This is a genomic window from Tenacibaculum sp. M341 (assembly GCF_004337695.1).
GTDB lineage: Bacteria > Bacteroidota > Bacteroidia > Flavobacteriales > Flavobacteriaceae > Polaribacter.
Genome location: NZ_SJXJ01000015.1, coordinates 67,701 through 94,058, shown reverse-complemented (window position 1 = coordinate 94,058; position 26,358 = coordinate 67,701). Strand labels below are relative to the sequence as shown.

The following is a 26,358-nucleotide window of genomic DNA, read 5'->3' as shown; positions in this document are numbered from 1 at the left end:
GTTTCGTTTTTATTTAGGGTCTAAGTCAAATTGGTGCGGTTGCGACATTATTGTAAGAATAGTGCGTTTTCCATCAAAAGGACGTCTACCATGAGCAAACATCATATTATCTAATAGTAAAAAATCATCCTTTTGCCAAGAAAAATCAATCGTATGTTCCTTATAAAAATCCTTGAATTCTTGGATTACCTCATCGGTAATCTCACTTCCATCTCCGAAGTAAGTAACAAAGGGTAAATCTTTTTCTTCAAAAAACTCTAATACCATTGGATCGTATAACGACTTATGCCCAAAATACATATGGTTAAACCAAACTTCTTCATTCGTTATAGGATGTCTTTGAATAGCAGGAAGTACCCATTGAATTCGTAAGTGGTCATCCCCTATCCATTCGTAAGCTATATCATTTTCTTCCAGATATTTATTCACTTTTGTTTTATCTTCTGTTTGATAAATTGTTTTCCAATCCAATCCTACCCCAGGAATTGTATTTCTCACATACTTTACTCCTCTTTCGCGAAAAGCATCAAGTGTTTCTTTTGTCAAGTACTTAAACAATTTACGTTCATCAACAATAGGCGTTTCTCCTCGTACATCGGGTGGTACTAAACAGAAAAAGGCTATAAGTCTGTTAAATGTTTTGGAATAAGAGTTTTCGGTATGCATATGAATCTCCTGATCTTTTGGATGGCTGGTAGAGGTATATACATTTTCATAAACCTTATCTCTAGGAGAAGTTCTGTTTTTATATTCCAATGGATCTCCGGCAAAAACTTTAAACATGGTATTAAAATCTGACGCTCCTTTTATATCAAAACCTCGGAGTAATACCGCTCCATGTTCCAATAACAATTCATTAATTTCGTCTTTTGCTTTCTTTGCCCATTCAATACCGTTTTCTTTAGTATCGGTGGTAATGATAACTGGACAAACTCCTGTTTTAGTGCTAATGCTTATATCTACACCTAAAGTGCTTGATAATTCTTCAGCAGAGATAGTGGTTTCTTTCTCCATAATGATTAGTTGTTGTATACTATTTATAGATAATAATTTCGTATAAAATCAATTGAATAATTTTTCCTTATTCAATAGGAAAGTTTTATTCGTAAATAGTATTAGTTAATATAATTCTTTGATGAAATTTTCGGATTGTTCAAGATTGATATCTTCAATAGCTTGTTGAGGATTACTCATAATATTGATAAGAATATTGTTGTAAAAACTCATAAAGACTTCGATGGTATCGTCACTATATAAATTTGGATCATAAATAAAGGCAATATCTATTGTTCCATTCTTTTCTCTCACTTCAATCTTAAATTCATAATCTTTTCGTTCACTTCTTTTATTTTCTAATGGAAGGTATTCGAACGTATTAGTTTTGTCTGGTGAGATTAATAAGGTATTCATAAAAGCAAAGTGTACTTTTATCATTGCAGACTCTCCAATACCTCCATCTTTATTTAAATCTGAAATCAGTTGATCGTATTGATAATCTTGATTATCATAAGCTTCTACCACTGTTTTCTTAATCTCTAACAATAATTCCTGACACGAAGCTTCTTCAAGACTTCTTAATCGTAATGGTAATACGTTCACAAATGTTCCTACAATTGTATTTAAGTTATCATGAGATCTTCCTACTACATCTGTTCCTATAATAACATCTGTATTCCCTGAAATCTTCGATAGTAAAACATAGTAAACTGATAGCAATAACATAAATTCAGAAACTTCCATTTCCTGAGCAAACTTTTGAAGTCCTTCGTATTCTTCTTTAGTTATAGCTATTTCCTTCTCTTTTGCCACTGACAATTCTTCCTGTATAGAAGTATCTATATCAGTAGGGAGATCCAAATAAGGTAATTCTCCAGAAAGCTGATCGAACCAATAGTCTTTTTGTTGTGCTAGTATCCCTTCTGTATTTTGCATCCAATAGGCATAATCTACATATCTAATAGGTAATTTTTCTAAGGTTTTACCTTGATACAATTCTATAAAATCATGAATTAAAATATTTACCGAAGTTCCATCTGCTACTATGTGATGAATGTCAATAAAAAGTAAATCTCCTAAATCACTATTTTTTAATAAAGTAGCTCTGAATAAACTAGAACTGGTAAGATCGAAAGGGCGAATAAAATTGAGAAACGCTTGTTGTGCTTCTACTTTTTCATTACTATTCAGTACCTCTAACTCAAATACTTCTCCATTATAAATTTTCTGGAAAATCCCTTCGTCTGACAATACAAAACCAGTTCTTAGGCTCTCATGACGTTGTACAAGTTTATAAAGTGTTTCTTCTAGTTTTCCCTGAGTAACTGATTCATTAATTTTAATAGGTATAGAAATATTGAAGGCTACACTTTCTTCGTTCAACATTTGCTGATAAAACATTCTGTTTTGAGCAGGTGAAAGTGAATATAATTCCCGATCATCTATACGCTCAATTTGTACGGTATTTTCTTCTTTTGAATTACTTATCAACTCCGCAAGTTCTGCAACTGTAGTATGAACAAAAATATCTTTAAGTTTTAACTGAACTCCAAACTCTTTTTGAATTCCCGACATTAAGTGGAATGCTTTTATAGAGTGTCCGCCTAATGCAAAGAATGAATTCGCAATTCCGATTTCTTCAGTAGGTATTTTTAATATCTCTGACCAAATTTCTAGTATTTTTTCCTGAGTTTCATTCGTTGCTTCTTCTGTCAGTTTAGCTTCTAATTCAGGTACCGGTAACTTGTTTATATTCAATTTCCCATTTACATTTAGAGGAACATCTGGAATTTCAATAAAGAAAGATGGTACCATATAGTTAGGCAACACATTCATAACAAACGCTCTTAAATCTTTAGGATTTAACGATTCCTCTTGAACATAATATGCACAAATGTAAGGCTCATTTTCAGAGTTTTTTCTAACGATTACAACAGCTTCTTTTACTCCTTTATAATCAAGAATATTTTGTTTAATATCATCCAATTCAACACGAATCCCTCTTACTTTTACTTGTCTATCTATTCTTCCCAGAATTTCAATTTCTCCAGTTGATTCTTTTCTCCCAAGATCTCCTGTTTTATATAAAACATCATTTGCTCCCTCTCCATAAGGATTCGTAATAAACACCTTACTATTTTCTTCAGAAAGATTTAAATAACCTAAACTTCTGTATGGCGTACGGATATAAATTTCTCCAACAACTCCAGGAGGACATATATTGAGATATTGATCTAGTATCACAAACTGAGCTCCTGTTATAGGATTAATTGGAATGTATTTTTTATGTCTGTCTTCTGGTCGAATTAGATAATATCCTTTAGCTAATGTAGTTTCTGTAGGACCATAAATATTAACTAATTGTACCCTATTGCTAAATTTCTGATACCAGTTCTCCAATTCGAACGGAACGATTTTTTCTCCGGCCAACAAAATATATTTAAGCCTACTGAATAAAGTTTCATCAATTGTACTGGTATTAAATATTTTAAAGAAACTCGGTACACAGTGTATTAATGAAATTTCATTATCATCTATCCAGGTACTAAGTGCTTTTTCTGTGTATAATAGTTCCTTTTCAGGCACACAAATGGTAGCACCAGCACATAAAGGCACAAAAACATCTCTCAAAAACACATCAAATCCAGGATTGGTAAACTGACTAAATCGGAAAGTGGTATCTATTGAGAAAGCGTTTATTTCCCATGAAATAAAATGTGCCAATCCTTTATTTCTTCCAATAACTCCTTTTGGCTTTCCTGTAGATCCAGAAGTAAAGTATACATAAATAGGATCGTTTAATTCATAGATTTTTTTCTCTATAAGTTTAGATTCTTTTGATTCCAGTAAGGATCTTAAATCAACATAGGATGCTTCAGTTGTTAATTGTAATTTTTCTATAGATTCTACGCCTTGATCTGTTAGTATATACTGACTTTGAGTTTGTTCCATGATCGATGACAAACGCTCTTTAGGCAACTCCAATTCTAAAGGAACAAAAGCTAATTTTGCTTTTAAGATTCCAACCATTGATGCTATTAAAAGATGACGATCTTCACACAATATTCCAATATAACTATGTTCAGGAATCTTAGCTTCAATTAATGCATTGGCTATTTTATTTGATTCTTCTTCTAACTGAGCATAGCTGATTTCTTTACCTTCATAACTAATAGCACAATGATCAGGGTTTACTGCGAAACCGATTGATAACGCTTCCTGAATTGTTCTTTCCTCAGTCTTTAAATGAATATCTTCTCCTAATGAACCTTTAATACGCTGTACTTCTTTCCCTTTGAATATATCAAGTTGCGTGATTGGTTGCTTTTCTTCATTAATGATTGCCTGAATACTATTTTCAAACGCCTCAGCTAATTCTTTAATTAGAGAATCGTCATAAATACTAGCATTGTAATCGAATAAGACTTCTATTGTTTCAAAAGGAAGTATTTTAACATTCAAGTCATAGTTAATCTGAACCTGACTTTCTATGTTATGTACTTCGAAATACTTTTGTTGCTCTGTCTCATTATCAATTTGTTTTCCTAACGGGAAATTTTCAAAAATTAAAATATGATCGAGAAGATTTCTTCCTAAAGCGCTTAACGATTGAATTTCCGACAAAGGATGATATTGATATTCTCCACTTGCTAAAGCATTCGTCTGTACTTTTTTCAATACAGATTCTATAGATTCGTCTTGGTCATATTGAATTCTTACTGGAATGGTATTAATGAATAAACCTAGCATGTTTTCTATTCCTGTTAATTCAGCAGGACGTCCAGAAACCACTGATCCGAATACCACGTCGGTTGTGGTATTATATCTACCAAGAACCATAGCCCAAGCAGTTTGCAATAACGTATTTAAACTAACACCATTATTTCTTGAAACATTGTTCAATGCTTTTGTACTGGTTTCATCTAAGATAAAATGACTACTTTCTTGTTTGTATACTTTCTCTTCTACTATCTTTTTAGGGAATGTTGTTATGGTATCAAATCCTTCCAGATAATGTTTCCAATAAGCAGCAGAAACTTCTGTATCTCTTTCTTGTAACCATGAAATATAATTTACATAAGGTGCAACTTCTGGAAGCTGTATAGTTTCTCCATTTGAGTATTGTGTATAAATGGTTTTAAATTCATTTACAATAATTCCCATACACCATCCGTCCATTAATATATGGTGATAACTCCAGATAAAGGTGTACGATGTTTCACCGGTTTTAATAGCCGTTACACGCATTAAAGCTCCTTTAGTTAAATCAAACTTTCGTGCTTTATCTTTCTTTTTATAGGTATCTATTATTCCTTTTGAAGTCTTATCTGTTATGGTATCTGTAACATCTACATACGTAAAATCGAGTTGTTGATGATTTTTAACCAACTGTAATGGCTTGCTTTGTCCTTCATGATAGAAATTTGTTCGTAAAATATCATGGCGTGCCAACAAATATTCCAACGTATCCGAAATAAGATTGATTTCTAAATCTCCTTCAATATCGAATGTTATTTGTTCAAAATAGCTTTCTGATGTATCATCATACAAAGCATGGAAAAACATTCCTTCCTGCATTGGCGATAAAGAATAAACATCCTTAAATTCATAGTTTTGATGTAAACTGGTAACTTCAGAAATACTTAACGCTGAATAGGTAAGATCAGAAGGCGTTAATTCTTTTGAACCATAGGCTATGCAATAGGTAATTATGTCTTCTAAACACTTTTCATAAGTTTCCATTAAGGCTTCCATAGCTGTGCTTTCAAACTGATCCTCTCCGAAAGTCAATCGAATTTCTAATTGTTTTGCAGTTATTATTCCCGTGAGTTCTAAATCGTAAGAACGCTCACGATCCAGTACCACATCTTCTCCTGAAAGACCATTGATAAGTTCAAAACTTTTACCTTCAATATCGGTATCAAACTGCCCCAAATAGTTAAAACTAATTTCTGCATTGTTATTTGTAAACTCTTTTCCTTCTTCAAGATATTTCAATAGTAAATAATCGATACCTCCGTTTGGAACTTTGCGCAACGATTCTTTGGTTTCTTTAATATGTAACGCTATATCATCTCGAACATCAAAGTTTACGGGATATATAGTAGTAAACCATCCAACAGTTCTATCTATTTTAGTATTAGCAATACTCTCTTGTCTACCATGTCCCTCTAAATCAATTTTTAATGTAGATATATCAAATTGTTGCGAACAAGCTTTGGTAAAACTCGCTAAAAGCAAGTCATTAATTTGTGTGTTGAATGTTTCATGTACCTCCGTTAACAACTGTTTCGTTAACGTGGCATCTAATGAAAAACGGATACTCTTTGCTTTTCTATAGGTATTCGAAGTAACTTCTTTCTTCGGAATTCTAGCAAAAGGTTGTTGCATAGCTTCTTCCCAATAAGCTTTCTGTTGTTCAAAAGCCTTAGATGTTTTGTATTCCTGTAGGTTTTCTGCCCAAAGTTTAAAGGAATCACTTTTCAATGGTAAGGTTAGGCTTTCCTTATTCTTTATTTGTGCATATAATGTTTCTAAATCCTCGAATAGAATACGCCATGAAATCCCATCAATGATTAAATGATGTACAATAATAACTACATACGTACCTTCATCAGTTACAAAATATCCCAGTTTAAAGACAGGAGCTTCTTCAAGTTTAATTGCTTCCTGAAGTTGATTGCTTTCTGCCGTTATTAACTCATCAATATTTGATTGTCCTCTAAAATCTTTTTCTACAATCTCTAGCGCAATTTCAGCAGCTATTTGTTGTTGTACGCGTTCTTTTTCAAGCGTATAAGTCGCTCTTAAAATATCATGGTGATCTGCCAATTTTTCGAACAACTGTTTAACTTCATCTGATGTTATTCCTTCGTTAAACTTTAGCATTACCGATTGGTTGTAATGGTTAAGGAATGCTTCAGATTGTTTAAAGAACCATTGCTGAATACCAGTTAAAGGAACGTAACCTGTTATTTTGGACTGATCAGCGACTATTTCAATAGTTTTTAATGCCTTAGCCTGTTCTGCAATAGTTGTGGTACTCATAATTGTTCTTACAGATAATTCTTTCCCCATAGCTCTTAAACGAGAACTTATCTGTACAGATTTAATTGAATCTCCACCTAACAGGAAGAAATTATCTCTAATCCCGATATTTTCTATTCCTAATACTGACTCCCATACATCAGCTACTAGTTTTTCATCTTGAGATCGAGCCAAAATATAGTCCGATGTAATGGTTCCTTCAATTTCTAATAAAGCTTTTTTATCAAGCTTTCCACTTGATTTTAAAGGCATTTCATCAAGAGCAATATATTGGGTTGGCACCATGTAGTCTGGAAGTTTACTTGATAAAAATTCCTGAAGATGAGATTTCTCTGTGGTAGCTGTTGAAACATAATACGCTATTAAACTTTTTTGTTTATGCTGTTCTTTTACTACTACCGCCGCTTCTTTAATCGATGGATGTTTTGCTAAATTATCTTCAATTTCACCTAACTCAATTCGATAACCTCTTAATTTTATTTGATCGTCAATTCTTCCTAAAAATTCTATATTACCACTTTCAGACCAACGTACTAAATCTCCTGTACGATACATTCTTTTTTCAGCTTCAAACGGATTAGCCATAAACTTTTGTTCAGTTAAGTCAGTTCTATTTAGGTACCCCAAAGCAAGTCCTTCTCCTGCAATACATAATTCCCCAGGTATACCAATAGGTTGTGGGTTGTTAAACCTATCAAGAACATATAATGACACATTACTCAAAGGTTTCCCAATAGGTACACTTACAGCGTCTTCTTCTCCTGTAGTTGTATACCAGCTACTGTATATAGTTCCTTCCGTTGGTCCATAAATATTCTCTAAAGAAATACCTGTTTCTAACGCATGAAAACGTTTTATTAAACTAAGTGGAAGTGCTTCTCCTGCTAAGAAAACATGTCGTAAACTTTTTATAGTTTCCGAAGTATTGTTTTCTATTTCTTCTAAGAAAACAGCAAATAACGACGGTACAAAATTAACATGTGTTACCTTATGGTTTTGAATAACTTCAATAATTTTTGTAGGCTCTTTTTCTTCACCGCTTGGTAAAATAGTTAGTGCCCCTCCCTCTATATACCATCCGAATAATTCAGCTACTGATACATCAAAAGCATAGTTGGTTTTTAACAGATAGCTATCCTTTGCTTTTAATGGATACTTCCCCTGCATTGCCTGAATCAAATTAACGGCTGAATGATGTGCTACCATAACTCCTTTTGGTACTCCTGTTGATCCAGAAGTATAAATGATATAAGCTAAATCTTTCGGTGTAACCGTCACTTCTAGTTCTGAATATTGTTTATTAATATCTACAATAGCAGCTTCATGATATATTCTTTCAACAGGAATTGTACTTAAATCATTTTGGAATTTTTCTGAAGAAATCAATAGAGCAATTCCAGCATCTTTGGTTATTGTTTGAATTCTTTCAATAGGATTATTGATTGCCAGCGGTACATAAGCAGCTCCTAATTTTAAGATTCCATATAATATTGGAACCAACATCAAATCCCTTTCCAGATAGACTCCTATTAAATCTCCTGACTTTATGGCTTTTTCTTTGCGTAAATAATTTGCCACTTGATTTGAAAGTGTTTCTAATTCACCATAAGTCATCTCAAGATTCTTATAGTATAATCCAACTCTATCTGGTGTTTTAACAGCCTGTTTTGCAAACAATGACACTAAAGTTTCATTAGGCGTAAAATCGATGTTGGTAGCGTTAAAATCTTCTACAATTTGTAATTTTTCCTTGTTTGAAAGAATTTCTAGTTGAGCTACTTTCTGATTTTCTATATTTCTTGAAATTTCATTTAAAACATTCCTAAAATGTTCCCCTATTCTTGAAATAAAATCTTCAGAAAAAGCATTACTATTGTATAAAAACTTAAAACGTAACTCATTACCAGGTACAATTACAATAGTTAAGTCGTAATTGGTTTCTTCAAACACCTGAGATTCATGTATGGTAAAAGTCTCTTCTTCATGATTCTGATCTGATGTATGAGTGCTTATTGGAAGGTTTTCAAAAACAAGAATATGGTCTAACAGATTTCTTCCTAATCCACTTATTGTCTGTATTTCTGCCAATGGGTAGTGTTGATATTCATCACTTTCTAAGGCCTTATTTTGAATATTTATTAGTAACTCTCTTACAGCGGTTTCTTCATGATAGCTAATTCTTACTGGAATGGTATTGATAAACAAACCAATCATGTTCTCTATTCCCGTAATTTCTGAAGGTCGCCCTGAAACTACTGCTCCAAATACAACATCATTCGTATTATTGTACCTCGATAATACAACTCCCCAAGCGGTTTGAATAATATTGCTTAAGGTAACTCCGTTTGTTCTTGAAATTGTTTGTAGCGACTTTACAACTTCTCTTGTTAGTGAATATTCATAAACTGCCTGTTGTTTCTGTTTATACGAATCTCTAACGGTTCCTGGGATAGTGGCTAGAGTATCATACCCTGATAGATAGTTTTTCCAATAATCAGCTATTTTAGTTTTATCACTATTCTCCAACCATGTTATATAATTCGCATAGGGTTGTACAACTGGTAACTGAGTATTTTCTTCTTTGCTTAGGTTACGGTATACTTGTTCAAACTCTTGTAATAAAATGCTAATACACCATCCATCCATTAAAATATGATGATAACTCCAGATAAATTCGAATACCGAATCTTCTATTTTTAATACAGTCAGTCGAATTAAAGGTCCTTCTAAAAGATTAAACTTTTTGTTTCTGTCATTAACTCTATGCCTATCAATTATTGTAGCTATTTTTTCTTCACCAATGCTATCGCGTATGTCTATTACCGAAAAGTCAAACTCTTCAAGGTCTTGCACAATTTGTAGCGACCTATCAAATTCATCTGTAAATACAGTTCTTAGAATATCATGTCGCTTTAATAAATAATTAAGTGTATTACGAACAATAATTAAATCTAATGTTCCTTTCAATCGACAACTTACTTGCTCGAAATATTGTGAAGATTCCGGATTTAACAAAGAATGATATAGCATTCCCTCTTGCATAGATGATAATGGATATACATCAACTACCTTAAATTTGCTTTGTAACTGATTAATATCTGCAATACTCAAGTTAGTGTAAGATACATCTGATGGTGTCAACTCTTTTGTTCCATAATCGCAACAATACATTATCAATTCTTCTAAAGAAGATTGGAACTTATCCATTATTTTGACAATGGTTTCTTCAGTAAAATGATTGGTGTTATATAATAATTGAAGTTCTAACTTTCCTGAAACAATCATTCCTAATACATCCCAGTCGTAATCACGCTCGTTTATAAGGTTAATATCTTCACCTTTCATATCTGGAATTACTTCAAAATTCCTGTTTTGAATATCCGTGTCAAACTGTCCTAAATAGTTAAAACTGATTTGGGATGATTTCTTTTCTTGTTCAGTATGTTGTTGAGAGTATTTATACAGCAAATAATCAGATCCTTTCTTAGGAATATTTCTTAAATGCTCTTTGGTTTCTTTGATAAGTGATGAAATAGATTCATACGAAGTAGGGAAAGTAACTGGATAAATACTAGTAAACCATCCTACTGTTCTACTTATATTATTATTAAGAAGTGACGCCTCACGCCCATGTCCTTCCATATCAAGACGGATATGACTAGCATCAAATTCAGAACCGATTGCTTTGATAAATGCTGCTAATAAAATATCATTTACCTGTGTATTAAAAGTCTCATGAACCTTTGTTACTAATAATTTAGTATGCTCTTCATTTAACGTAAAAGCGATTTTTTTCGCTGTTTTGAATGTATTACTTCCCTTATTACTATCTCGTTCAACGAATTGAATTTCTTTTGTTTCTTCTTTTCTCCAATACTCAATACTTTTATTAAAGTCTTTACTTTGTACATAGTCCTGGATATGTTCAGCCCAAAGCTTAAAAGAATCTGTTTTTAGCGGTAATTCAAGATCTTTATCCGTTTTTATTTGCTCATAAAGTGTATCAAAATCTTCTAATAAAATTCTCCATGAAATACCATCAACTACTAAATGGTGAATTGCTACAAAAACATAGCTCTCAGAACCGACATGATAAAGTCCTATTTTTACCAAATCACCTTTTGCTAGGTCAACACTTTTCTGAAGTGCATTGACACGAGCAATTATTTCTTCTTTATAATTTAATACTTCTGTTACAACATGCTCATCAATTGAAATCTCTATTTCCGAAGACATTACTTCCTGACTTACAAGCTCTGAAGTCACTATAAATCTGGTTCGTAATCCATCGTGATGGGTTATGATTTTTGAGAAGATTAAACGAAGTGCTTCCGCACTTAGTTGTTCATTAAATTTTAGCATTACAGATTGATTGTAATGCTCTTTTACCGCTTGATTTCCTTCAAAGAACCATTGTTGAATTCCTGTTAAGGGTGCGCTTCCTAATACTTCTGATTGGTCTGAAAACACTTCAATAGCTTGTAATGACTTTGCCTGTTCTTTAATAGAGAAAATCGACATTAATGTACGAACAGGAATATCATAACCTAAGTTTCTAAGTCTTGAACTTATTTGAATCGATTTTATAGAATCTCCTCCAACAGCGTAAAAGTTATCATGGATTCCTACTACTGATGTTCCCAGCACTTCACACCAAACTTTCGCTAGTATCTCCTCCTCAAAAGTTTCTGGTAACGCTAAACCTGTATGTAAAGTAGCATCAGGAGTTGGCAAGGCTTTTTGGTCAAGTTTTCCGTTGGCTGTTAACGGGATTTCCTCAAGTTTGTGGTAATATTGAGGAATCATATAACTCAACAACCTAGTTGATAAAAACTCTCTGAAATGCGAAGTTTCAACAGCCTCATTAGCTAGATAATATCCAACCAAATGTTCGGTTGTTCCAATAGTTTTAATGGTAACTACTGCATCTTTAATTTCAGGAAGTTCCATCAAATTGTTTTCAATATCTCCCAATTCAATACGATATCCTCTTAGCTTAACCTGGTCGTCAATACGACCAACAAACTTCAACGTTCCTTTTTTTGTCCAACAAGCTAAATCACCCGAACGGTACATCTTCTTACCTTTTTCAAATGGATTTGGAATAAATTTTTCGTTGGTTAATTCTTCTTGGTTATAATACTCTTTTGCTAATCCAACACCAGATATATATAATTCTCCAACAGCTCCAAATGGCATTGGTTGAAGAGCTTCGTTTAAGATGTAAATTTTGGTATTTACTAAAGGTTTTCCTATAGATACTGATACCGTTCTTTCTTCCGGTGAAAATTGATGACTAGTACATCCTACTGTAGCTTCTGTAGGACCGTATTCATTATAGATCTCTACAGTTCCAGCAAACTTATCATATACTTCTTTCGCTAGTGCATATTCAAGAGTTTCTCCACCAACAATCATGGTTGTTAGTTTACTTTTTTCAAAGTAAGGTGTTAACTTATTATTTGCTACGAGTACACGTAAATGTGATGGTGTTAGCTTAATACTATCTACTTTATTATCAATGATAATTTCTTCAATTAAATTACTCGCTTCAAACTCAGGATAGATAACCATGGTATTTCCCTGTACTAAAGGAACAAATATTGATGTTATGGTTAAATCAAACGAAATAGTAGTATATAATGGGAAATTTCCCATATTGTCTTCAAATGAACTAACATAATTAGAAAGAGCTTTATGTTGAATGGTCACTCCCTTTGGTACCCCTGTCGATCCAGAAGTGTAAATAATATAAACGATATCATCTAACAGAACATTCTGACTAAATGCTGTTGAGTACGTACTAATTTGATCCCAGTTTTGTTCAACATCAATTGCGGTAAGTTCTTGCCCTATTTCTTCAACAGATTCAGCAGAGAATATATAATTGATTCCACTATTATTTATAATATTTTGCTTTCTCTTTGATGGATACTTTGTATCTATAGGAACATAAGCACATCCCATTTTTAAGACAGCCAACAAGCTAATAACCAACTTATCACTTCTCTCCATTTGAATTCCTATCAATGTTCCTGTAGGAATATCATAGTTCTCTTTACAATAATTTGCTAAAGAATTGGATAACTCATCTAATTCCTTATAGGTTATTGATTGGTTATTAAAAATTAATGCCTCAGCATCAGGTGAAAGTACAACTTGTTTACGAATAAGATCAAGTACAGTCTCATTTATATCAGTTGTAAGATTTGTAGTATTGAAATTATTTAAAAGATTTGTTTGTTCTTCAACTGATAAATAATCGATTTCATTTAATTGTTTTTGAGGATCTTGTATTGCATTTATCAAAAATGTTTCTAGGTGGATCAACATACGTTTTATAAATGCTTCTTCATAGATATCAGTGTTATACTCTAACAATACTTGTAACTGATTGTTTTCTTCCTTAAATGAAAACGTAATATCAAACTGACTTACATTCCTAAGGTGCTTTTCGTAAGGTTTTACCGAAAGTTTTTCTAGCTCAATATCAATCTTCTGTTGATTTTGTAAGACTACCATTACATCAAATAAAGCTGATCTTGACGTATCTCTGTTTAATTTTAGTTTCTCAACTAAATCATCAAATGGGTAATCCTGATTTTCATAAGCTTCCAGTAAGGTTGTTTTTTGTATGGTTAACAAATCTTCAAAATTACTTTCGTTTTTAAAAGTTGTTCTGATGGCTAATGTATTTAAAAACAACCCTATTTGATCTTCTAAATCAGCATGGGTTCTTCCTGCAATTGAAGTTCCCAGAATGATATCTGAATGATTTGTATACCTGTAAAATACCCCATTAATTCCTGCTAACAATGTCATAAATAAAGTTGCTTTATGACGTTCATTAAACAAGTTTATATTTTTATGTAGTTTCTCACTAAATGTATAACTTAACGTGCTTCCTCGATAGGTTTTAATTAAAGGTCTTGTGCTTTCAACTGGTAATTCAAGAACGGGCAGCTCTCCTGAAAATTTAGTAGTCCAATACTGCTCTACTTCGTTGAACTCGACCTTCTTTTTGTTTTCAATATCCCATAATACATAGTCGTGATATTGAATTGAAAGATCGGGAAGCTGAATGGTTTTATCTGTAACCAGTTGATTATAGAGATACATGATTTCTCTTGATAAAATTTCCATAGACCAACCGTCACCAATTGTATGGTGAAGACTTAATACCAGAAAATAATGATCCTTAGTTGGCTTAAGTACTTTTATATTTAATAATGGTGCATGAGACAAATTAATCTCTTCTTCTAAATAGCGTCTAATTTCCTGATCTACAACATTAAAAGTCACCTTTAGTTCTTCAATAACAATATGAACACTTTCTGCATTATTTATTTTTTGGACAATTTCTCCCTGGATATCCTCAAAGCTTGTTCTTAGGCTTGCATGACGCTTAATAAGTAAAGCAAATGCTTGCTCTAGCTTATCCTTGTCTAATGTTCCTTTTAATTCAAGAGCCGCTGGAATATTATAAGCTTTGCTACCATCTTCAAACTGACTAAGTACCCAAAGTCTTTTTTGAGTAGAGCTCAAAGGATAATATGCTTTAGTTTTTGCCACAGGAATCGGACTGTAACTATCCTTATTGATTATCAGGGCGAGTTTTTCTATAGTGGGGTTTTCAAAAACTTCTTTTATAGAAACAGTACTTGATAATTGCTTGTTAATTTTGTTAATAAGTTTTGTAACCTTCAAACTATGACCTCCTAATTCAAAAAAGTTATCGGTAATTCCAATATTTTCAATAGCTAATACACTTTCCCAAACACTTACTAAAACAGTCTCAATCTCATTTCTGGCAGGAACATATGCTCCTCTGACAATGTCTTTTTCCGAAAAGTTTGAAAGTGTCTCTCTGTCAATCTTTCCATTAGGAGTTAACGGCATTAATGGTAACTGTTTGAAATAACTTGGAATCATATATTCTGGTAATTTGTGTCTAAGACGCTCTCTGATATCTCCAACATTTAAGGTCTCCTCCGAAGTAAAGTACCCTACTAAATAGGCATCTCGCTCCGTTATAATAATAACCACAGCTACTTGTTCTATTTCAGGAATAGAGATAAAAGCATTTTCGATTTCTCCAAGTTCTATTCGATGACCTCTCAGTTTAATTTGTGAATCTTTTCTTCCGATAAATTCAATATTACCATCTGGTAACCATCTGGCAAGATCTCCAGTTTTGTACATCCTTTCTTTGCGCACGAATGGATTCTCAATAAATCGCTCTTCTGTTAAGTTTGGTCGATTAAGATATCCTCTTGCTATTCCAGCACCTCCCAAATACAACTCTCCAATAGCTCCAATAGGCTGAAGATTACACGATTCATCCAAAACATACATTGACGTATTTGGTATTGGTTTTCCTATAGGAATGACCTGATTCTTAATATCCTTTTCACTCTTTACTCTATAAATAGAAGAAGTTACACTGGCTTCAGTAGGTCCATAAGCGTTATAATAGGTAACATACTTAGTGAGTTCAGCTACTATTTTATGACTAGGTGCCTCACCTCCAGACATCAATATCTCTGCTCTGGTTAATTTTGTTAAGTCCATTTTGGTGAGGTAAGAAGCCGGTAAGCTTACGATCTGTATCTCGTTATCTTCAATATAGTTTCCTAAGAGTTCTGGATTTTTTCTACAATCATCACTTAAAATATGTAAAGTACCGCCAAATAATAATGTGGCAAAGGTTTCCCATACAAACGCATCAAAAGAGAATGAGAAAAATTGATATGTTCGTTTTCCTGCATAGATATCTTTCTGGAAATAAATAGTGTTAAGAATTGATTTATGTTCGACCATAACCCCCTTAGGGTTTCCAGTACTTCCTGAAGTATATATTACATATGCTAAATTGTCTGGACTTGGTGTAACCTGAACCGGTTCTGAAGTATGTCTGGTATTTTTGAACGCATCCAGCAATGCTTCAGTAATACTAACTCTACATTGTGAATCTTGTTCTAAATATTGAATGCGATCTTCAGGATATCCAGGATCAATTGGAACATAAGCTGCTCCAGTTTTTAACACGGCTAAAATAGCGATCACTATCCATTCACTTCGGTCGAGTTTTATCGCTAATAAATCTTCCTTTTCTATAGAATAATTTGCCAGTAAATAATTAGCTAATTGATTGGATTTTTCATCAAGTTCTTTATAGCTCAACTCTTTACCTTCATAAACAAGAGCTATCTTATCTGCACTTTTTTCAACCTGCTCAGTAAATACACCTGTAATGTTTTTCCCTTCTGGATAGGAAACAGTGTTTTCATTAAAACTATCTAATGCATGCTTCTCTTCTTCTGGAAGGAAATTAAATTCTCCAATACTTTTATCTAAATTTTTATCTAAAGAAATTAATATTTGTTTAATATAAAAGCATAGATTATCTATTAAGGAACTTTCAAAATAATTACTATTGTAATCAAATTTTATGGTAATATTTTCTCCTGGAAATACTCCAACCACTAAATTGTAATTTGTTTGTTCAAAAGCCTTTACATCATGAATATCAAATGCTTTTTTTCCATCTAAAGATGATGCTCCTAAAAGCCCTTCATCTATTGCATAGTTTTCAAAAGCTATAAAATGATCGAATAAATTACTTCCTAAACTATTCTGTGCCTGAATTTCACCTATAGATTCGTAATGATACGGCTCGCTTTCTAACGCTTTTTCCTGAAGAGTAGTAAATAAGGAAGCAATAGAATCACTGGCATTATAATTTACTCTAACGGGAATAATATTCATAAAGAGACCTACCATATCCTCAATCCCGTCCAATTCTAATGAACGACCAGATACGATGGACCCAAATACCATGTCGTTGGTATTGTTAAATTTTGCTAGGATTAGTCCCCAAATTCCCTGAATAATGGTATTAACCGAAACGCCAAGTGAGCTAGAAACTTTTCGTATGGTTTCCATTTCACCCTTAGTAGTTGTAAAATACTTGGCGTTTAGTTCAAAACCAGCTTGCTCTTTTTCTTTACCCGGCAGCGTAACTATTTCATTATACCCTGCTAAGTATTGTTTCCAGAATGCCACTCCTTTTGTACGGTCTTTTGATTCTAACCATTGAATGTAATCTTTAAATGGTTTTATTTTAGGCACATCCTGCTGGATATCTCGAAGTTTATTTTCGTAGATATTAATAAAATCTTTTAGCACCAATCCTAAACTCCATCCATCTAATAAAATATGATGGTAACTCCAGATAATATGATATAAAGACTCTTCTAACCTCAGCGCGGTGACTCTTAGTAAAGTATCATTGCTTACATCAAATTTGTTATTTCTATCTTTTTTCTCATAGTTTTCAACAACTCCCTCGTAGCTTGTATTTGCACATTCCTCTCTTACATCATAAAAATTAAAATCACCTTTTCTTTCATTCATCACTAACTGTAAAGTATCCTCATATTTATCATGAATAAATGCTGTTCTCAAAATATCATATCGTTGAACAAGCTCCTGAATACTTTGTTCCATTATCTGAGCATTGAAACCATCTGTGATTTTATGAGAGATCTGATTAAAATAATTATCCGAATCGATATCTCTTAATGTATGAAACAGAATTCCTTCCTGCATTGGTGATAGCTTATACACATCTTTTATGGTAGGATATTCCTTTTTTAATCCTTTTAATTCAGATAACGAGAGACCTTTAAATGTAAAATCAGATGGTGTTAATTCAACCGTATTGGCTGTACTACAGAAAGTAATAATTTTTGATAATGAATTTTTATATGCTTGTAAAAACCCTTCAATAGTTTCTTCTTTGTATTGCTTCGGGCTATAGGTTAGTTTCATTTCCAAACAACCATCAGCTACTAATCCTACAATCTCCCAATCATGATATAGTATTTCTTCAGGAGAAATAACATTTCCAATTCCCTCAATAACAACGTCAAATGACTTGTCCTTTACATCTTCATCAAATTGTCCTAAATAATTAAAAAAGATTTGCGCTGAATGATCGTTAAATCCTTTATTATTTTCTAATTTAAAATACCTGGCTGGTAAATAATCGAAACCTTTATTAGGAATATTTCGGAAACTTTCTTTTGTAGCAATAATGTTTTCCGAAAGATTTGGATTTTCATATTTTAAATACAACGGATAAATACTGGTAAACCAACCTACAGTTCTATTGATATTCACATTAGGAAGAATTTCCTCTCTACCATGACCTTCCAAATCTATTTTAAGATTCGTAATATCATAAGTATGCTTCACTCCCATCGTTAATGCCGTTAGAAGGATGTCATTAATTTTGGTGTTAAAAGGTTTATGTACAGAAGTTAATAACTTCTCTGTTTGTGTCTTTGTTAATTTGAATTTTGCCGTTTTTTGATCGCCAACCTGATGCTTACCTTCAGGGAAATCTTTAGGAATTATATCATATTCTTGGTTTACTTTTTCTTCCCAATAAGTTGCTGCTTTTACAAAGTTAGCGTCCTGCATGTATTCCTTAATAACATTTGGCCATGTTATAAATGCATCTGTTTTTAGAGGTAAGGTTAATGTCTGCTCTTCTCTTACTTGTTGTAACAGACTTTCTATATCTTCAAATAAAATTCTCCATGAAATGCCATCAACCACTAAATGGTGAATAATAATAAGTAACTTGCTTCCCTCAGTACTATTGAAAAAAGCTAGCTTCATCAAAGATCCATTTTCAAGATCTATTTCCGTTTGTTTTTTTTCTGCGATCGTAGCTAAAGCGACTTCCTGATTTTCCTCTTTAGTGAGATCAAACTCTTGAATATTTAGTGGTACATTCAGTCCTTGATTAATCATTTTTACACGTTCTCCTTTCTGAGTGAAAATTATTCGTAAAGCATCGTGATGCTCTTGTAACTTTGTGAAAATTTTATTGATTTCTCCTGCTGAAATTGGTGCATGAAAATTCAATAATGCTGCCTGATTATAATGATGACTGTCGATAGTAGAATTATCAAAGAGCCATCGTTGAATTGGAGAAAGTACTTGCTCTCCAATAATAGCTGCTTGTTCAGACTGTATTTCAGTTTTCTTTAATTTAAGGCTTAATTCTTTAATAGTTTGACTGGTAAAAATATCCTTTACAGAAACCTCGTATCCTAAATTACGTAAGCGAGAACTTATTTGAATTGACTTTATTGAGTCACCTCCAACCGAAAAGAAATTATCTAATACTCCAATTGAGCTTATCCCAAGAACTTCTGACCAAACACTAATTAGTATTTTTTCTTCCTCAGTTGTGGGAGCGATATAGCTTTTACTAACCTCTGCTTTTGGTTCAGGTAGTTTCTTTTTATCAATTTTACCATTAGGTGTTAATGGCATTCTTTCTAAAATCACAAAGAATGTCGGAATCATAAAACTTGGGAGTCTCTCAGAAAGGTAACTTCTTAGTATCGCTGTCTCCACATTTTGTTCAAGTACGCAATAGGCTACCAAATGTTTTTCTCCATTTTTTTCTTTTGCTACAACTACGGTTTCCTTTATATTTTCATTTTCGTTTAGCAGGCTTTCTATTTCTCCCAGCTCAATTCTAAATCCTCTGATTTTTACCTGATCATCTACTCTTCCTAATAATTCCAATTCTCCATTAGATAACCACTTAGCTAAATCTCCTGTAAAATAAATTTTCTGCTGTGGAATAAAAGGATTTTCAATAAATCGCTCTTTGGTTAATTCTTTACGGTTCCAGTATCCTTTTGCCACTCCTTTTCCACCTATATAAAGATTACCTATAACTCCTTTAGGTACTAGTTTTAAGTTATCATTAAGTATATATAATTGCGTGTTAGCAATAGGAGTTCCTACCGTAACTTTCTTTGTGTTTTTTTCAAAATGCTTTACACTTGACCAAATAGTTGTTTCGGTTGGCCCGTACATATTGAAAAGTTCTGCCTCAGTTTTTTCTCTTAAACTCTGAATTAGTGCTGCAGGAACCGCTTCTCCACCAACTAAAATGGTTTTTAGCGATTGTAAGAATTTTTCTGACTCCTGATCACTTGTCAATAATTTTAAGTATGAAGGTGTTGCCTGAAAGGCTGATATAGGGTTTTGAACATAATTGTTATTACCAGAAAATACGTCTTTAAGCTCTTTTAAATAACTAAGCCCTTCAACTATTTTCTCTTGCTCAACTCCAAAATCTATTAAACACCCTATTTCATTTACACCAGCTGCCAATAACTTCTGAATCATATTAATGGCAGTAGTTTTTGTTCCTATTAAAGAACTTGTTTTATAATAGCGTTTAACCGCATTCTGTAAAACTTTATCCTGAAATTCTTTGGTTAATTCTCCTTCTATATATCCTACTTCTTCATAGAGTATTTTACTAACTCCTATGGCAGTCCTAAGATATTCCTTAAATGGTTCTTCTACTACAACTTCCACCTCTTCCATAGTTCTACCTATATAGGTATGAAGCATCAGAGCCACTTTACCTTCTCCATCATGTCCAGCTTCTTTTCTGGCCTCTCTATATATTTTTATTTTTCGGGTTAAGTCTTTTATTTCCTGCCCTAAAAGATGTGTTAACAAATTAGCACCGATACGCCCAGCAGATCGAAATGATTCCTCATTCCCTGCTGTTGTTATCCAAACTGAAAGTTCTTTATTCTCTTTATTTTGCGCTGTTTTACGTTCTCTCCATAATTCTTTAATAGTGGCAATATTTTCATAAAATACGGTATGTCTATCTTTATAATCGTAATTTGAAAGAGAAAAGTCATCATGATTCCATCCCGGAGCGAATGAAAGTCCAATTCTTCCTCCTGAAATCTGATCTACCACATCCCATTCCTCCACGATATTTTCGGGAGCATGCAATGGAACGACCACACTACCACTTCGTAATTCAACATTTTTGGTAATTGTTGATAGTGTAGCACTAATTACCGATGGATTTGGAAACAAGCCTCCAAACTCATGAAAATGTCTTTCTGGTGTCCAAATAGCATTAAATCCATTAGTATCGGCATAGTTAACTGTTTCTAAAAACAAATCGTATTTCCCAGTTTCTACACCATGGTTATAACTAGCAAAGAAAAAGAGTCCAAAATCCATGGTTTGGTTTTGCTCCGCCACATATCGATTTAATTCACTATGTGTCGCATCTGATGAATGAATGGTAATTTCTACTCCTTTACATAAAGTCCATAATAGTTCAAGAATTGAAATATCAAAAGACATACTTGTCATAGCCAGCATTTTATCTGCTTCAGAAATCGGAAGTTTTTCGTCCATCCCAACAAAGAAATTTACAAGGTTTTGATGTGAAATCATCACTCCCTTAGGATTTCCCGTTGACCCTGAAGTGTAGATCATGTAACACAGATCATCAACCGTATTGGTATTCGGTTTTACCAATGCTTCACTCGACTTCCAGTGTTCACCTTTAAAAAGCGGTATTGAGATTCCGCCATAATCAAAATCATTTCCTAAATTTTGATCAGTAATCAGCAATTTTGCTTTGCTATCTTTTAGCACATACTCTTGTCTTTCTTTAGGATACGACGGATCAATAGGTAAATAGGCTCCACCTGCTTTTAAAATTCCCAGAATACTAACAATCGTTAATTCTGATCTGTTCACCATTAAACCAACAATATCCTCTTTATTAACCTGATAGTTTTGCTGAAGGTAATTTGCAAAGCCATTAGATAATGCATCTATTTCCTTATAGGTAAATGTATTTCTTTCAAAAACAACAGCCGTTTTATCAGGAGTTCTTTTTACTTGAGCATCAAATAATTCAACTATAGTAGCTGTAGGAACTTCTTTTTCAGTACGGTTAAATTGATGTATTAATTGCTCTTTTTCGTCATCTGTTAAAATATCAATATTGCATACCTCAATAGATGGGTTTGTTGTAATATCTCTAATTATATTTTTGAAATAGTCTGCAAATCGTTGTATTGTTTTTTGTGTAAACAATGCTGTATCATAGTCAAACTGTAATTCAATTTTATCATTTACCTCTGCCGCTGTAAGAACAATATCAAATTTCGATGTGTTGTGATCAAACATATAAGGTTCTATAGTTAACCCCGGCATTTGAAGTTCTTTTGAATCGAAATTTTCAAAGAAAAACGCCACATCATATAAAGGATTATGACTCGGGTCTCTTTCTATATTCAATTCTTCAATTAATTGTTCGTATTGAAACTTTTGATGTTCAAAACAAGCTAATAAAGTTGTTTTTAAGGAGCTTAGAAACTCTTTAAACGAGCTTTCTTCTTTAATTTTAGAACGTACAGATAGCATGTTCAGGAAGATTCCAATAATATTTTCTAGTTCGGCATGAGGTCTTCCAGCCGAAGGCGTTCCAATAACAATATCTTTCTGATTGCTCAGTTTATTAAGTAGAATGTTAAATGCTGCCATTAAAACCATAAACATGGTGGCTTCCTCTCCTTCTGCAATCGACTTTAAAACCTCAGTCTCTTTCTTTTCTATGGTAAATTTATAATATCCTCCCTGATATGTTTTTATTGAAGGTCTAGAGAAGTCAGTGGGTAGATTTAAGAAGTCTACTTTCTCTTCAAATTGTTCTAACCAGAAGATTTTATCTTCGGCTACCATGACTTTATAATCATCATGCTGCTGCCAAACAGCATAATCTTTATATTGTAATTGTAAATCAGGAAGCTCTTCTTCTTGATATAATGCAATAAATTCTTTGATAAATATAGCATGGGATAATCCATCATTAACAATATGATGCATATCCACCATAAATACGAACTCATCTTCTGTTATCTCAAACAATCCAGCGCGCAATAATGATCCTTCATTCAAGTTGAAGGGCTTTATAAAAGCATTACATTCCTCCTCCAGATTATCGGTTACAGATAATGATTCCAGTTCAAAATTTGTTTCATCAACAATGATCTGAACCACATTGCCATTAATAAGATCAAATCGGGTTCTTAGCGTCTCATGTCGTTTGATTAACGCTTTAAAAGTATTTGAAAATCGTTCTTTATCTACCTTCCCTTTTAACTTAACGGCATAAGGCATGTTATAAGCCGTTGAGTTTTTATCCATGGTATATAGGAAATAGAGACGTGTTTGTGCAGATGAAGTTGGGTAATATGGTTGCTCTGTTATTTTAGGAATGGAAGTAAATACAGTAGTCTCTGTATTAGGAATTAAGGATGCTAATTCTTTAACAATAGGATTGTCAAAAATTTCCTTAATGGTAATTTTAATATCGAACTCTTTAAAGATAATATTGGCAAATTTTATTGCATTCAATGAATGACCTCCCAATTCGAAGAAATTTGATTTTAATCCGATTTTATCTTCTTCTATTTTAAGTACAGATGACCAAATGGTAATGATCTTTTTCTCAGCCGTAGTTAATTTCTCATTGGTTTTTTCCATATGAGTTTCTAACTCAGGTACTGGCAAACCTCTTTTATCTAGTTTACCATTATGTGTTAACGGAATTGCTTCAATCCTCATGTAGAAGGTTGGAATCATATATGAAGGAAGTTTCTCATTAAGAAACTGACGAAGTAATTTTTGCTGAAGTTTTTCTTTACCTACATAATATGCTGCGATGTGTTTTTCTTCTTCATGTAAAACATCTACTACTACAACATCCTGTATACCTTCAAATTTTACAAGCTGATTTTCAATTTCTCCTAGTTCTACTCTATATCCTCTTAGTTTAATTTGATCGTCAATACGACCTAAAAAATCTATGGTTTGGTTGGAATTCCAGCATGCCAAATCTCCTGTGCGGTACATTAGTTCCCCTACTCTAAAAGGATTAGAAGTAAAGCGTTCATTCGTAAGGTCTTCTCTATTCAAGTATTTTAAAGCTAGACCTTCTCCTGAAATATATAGTTCTCCATTCACCCCTTCAGGTACCGGTTGTAAACGCTCATCGAGAATATATATTTGAGTATTTGCTATCGGTCTTCCAATAGCAACTGATAGTGAATTCTCTTCTTCTACAGAGAACTTATGAATCATACATCCAACAGTTGCCTCAGTGGGACCGTATTCGTTGTATATTTCGACGGTACCTCCATATTTTTCATAAATGGATTTTGCCAAAGTATAATCTAAGGTTTCGCCTCCTACAATAAACTTTTTTAATTTACTGTGTATAAATTTTTTCGTTAGACGCTCGCTAATATTTATAATTCGTAGATGCGATGGCGTTAGTTTTACAATGTCAACCTTATCGTCTAGTAATACTTGTTCAATTAATAAACTATCCTCCGTTTCTTTATACATCACTACTTCTCCTCCAGTTATAAGTGGTACAAAAATGGAAGTAATGGTTAAGTCAAAAGATATTGACGTATATAAAGGGAAGTTCCCTTTAATATCATTTAAGTAATATTTTGAAGCCCAAATAATATAATTAAGAAATGAACGATGACCAACGGCTACTCCTTTAGGTATTCCAGTAGATCCTGAAGTATAAATTACATAGGCTATTTCTGATTGGTTGGCACTAATTACATTATCTTTTTCTTCTAAAAGAATGGCTTCATATTCTTTGTCAAAATCGAAAATAGTTTCGGTTAGTTCTATTTCATTATGAATGTAGGAACCTCTGGTAACAACTGTACTTACCTTAGCACTTTCAATGATGGTATTAATACGTTCAGCCGGGTATTTTGGGTCGATAGGTAAATAACTTGCACCTAATTTCATGATCCCTAACATTGTAGCCACCAAAAGCTCTTCTCTTTCTAACAGTACTCCTACAATGGCACCCTTTTTTACTTTTTTCTTATGAGAAAGATAATTAGCTATCTGATCAGATGTTATTCCTAATTCCTCGTAAGTTATGACACTATCACCTTCCCTAATGGCAACAGCATTGGGAGTTTCCTTTCGCTGCTTTTCAAAAAGAGAAATAACGGTTGCTGTATCTGATAAATCAGTTGCTGTAGCATTAAAATTGGTAATTAGTTGTTGATAATTTTCTTTAGATACTAAAGAAAATTCTCCTATTAATTTTGAAGCATCTGTAGTAATTACATTTAGAATCTTAGCATAATGTTCTGCTACTGTTTTAATGTAGACTTCACTGGCATAATGCTCATCATAGTCGAATTCAATTTCCAGTTTTTCATCGAAAAAAACGGTCATTGTCAAAGGAATACTGTTATTCTCATAGGTTCCCTCTAACTGCAATGAGAAATCATTTCCTTTTAAAACGTCATAGTCTATAGGATAATTTTCAATGGCAATTACTGAATCAAATAGTTTTTCATAAGACTTAATTTCCATTATTTCCTTTACTTCGGAATAGGCAGTTCCCTCAAATAATGAGTCATTTTCAAGAAGACTTATATGTGTTTCTTTAATTAGCTCCAATAATGAGGTTGTTGTATTACTTTTAATACGTGTTGGAGCTATATTAATTAAGTTTCCCATTACATACTCAACACCTCTTAACGAAGGTGATCGGTTTGACTTTGACCTTCCAAAGATTACGTCCTGATTACCTGTATATTTTTGAAGTAATAATCCATACGCCGCATAAATTACCGCCGCCTTAGTTACCTGATTTTTGTTTGCAAAATTATCAATAGCCGAAAGGTCAGCACTTATTATATATTTGTTTCTGTTGGTTGTTTTTCGTTCTTCTTCGGTTTTGAATAATTCGCATGTACTATACTCATGTAAATATGATTTCCAAAAGGCTTTTTTCTCTTCTTCTGAATGCGTTTTTTCATTATTCTTATAAACTCTTTTTAAATCTGGTTTTGTAGCAAACTGGGGTGTTTTCCCCTCTTTAAGATATCTGTAGGTTTCAAACAATTCTTTTAACAAGACTCCTGTGCTCCATCCATCATAAAGAACGTGATGATGAGTAATAGTAAGTACATACTTATCTATTTCTTTTTTTATTAATGTGATCCTTACAGGAAGTTCTAAAAGAGTAAATCCTATAGTACGATCTTCATTAAGAAGTGCGTTATATTTTGAAGCTCTCTCAGAACTATTCAATAAAGAAAAGTCAACAAAATTATAAGGAGTACTAGTTTCTTTTAATATAATCTGTAACGGACTACTTATTCCTTCCCACCTAAATACGGATCTTAACGCATCGTTATTAAACTGTACCAATTCTACAGCTTTTTCAAATAATGATTCATTAAAAATTCCGGTTATTGAAAATGAAACTTGAACTGTATATAAATCTTTGGCTCCTTTTATCCATTCAATTAATATTCCTTTTTGGGTATTATTGAGTGCTATTATGTCCTGGATATTGGCTTTGTTTAGTTTGTTTTTCATTATCGATTTTTTATACTG

Annotated in this window: 2 protein-coding genes; both read right to left on the bottom strand. The window is 32.9% G+C overall.

Features of this window, described 5'->3' with window-relative positions; translation table 11 throughout:
* Nucleotides 1-9: 9 nt before the first annotated feature.
* Nucleotides 10-1,014, bottom strand: coding sequence for a TauD/TfdA family dioxygenase (locus tag EYW44_RS16170; RefSeq protein ID WP_132724953.1), 1,005 nt, complete (start codon nt 1,012-1,014; stop codon nt 10-12).
* Between the two features lie 105 nt (nt 1,015-1,119).
* Nucleotides 1,120-26,340 (bottom strand): non-ribosomal peptide synthase/polyketide synthase, encoded by a 25,221-nt coding sequence (locus tag EYW44_RS16165; protein WP_132724950.1) that lies wholly within the window; start codon nt 26,338-26,340, stop codon nt 1,120-1,122.
* Nucleotides 26,341-26,358: the final 18 nt, after the last annotated feature.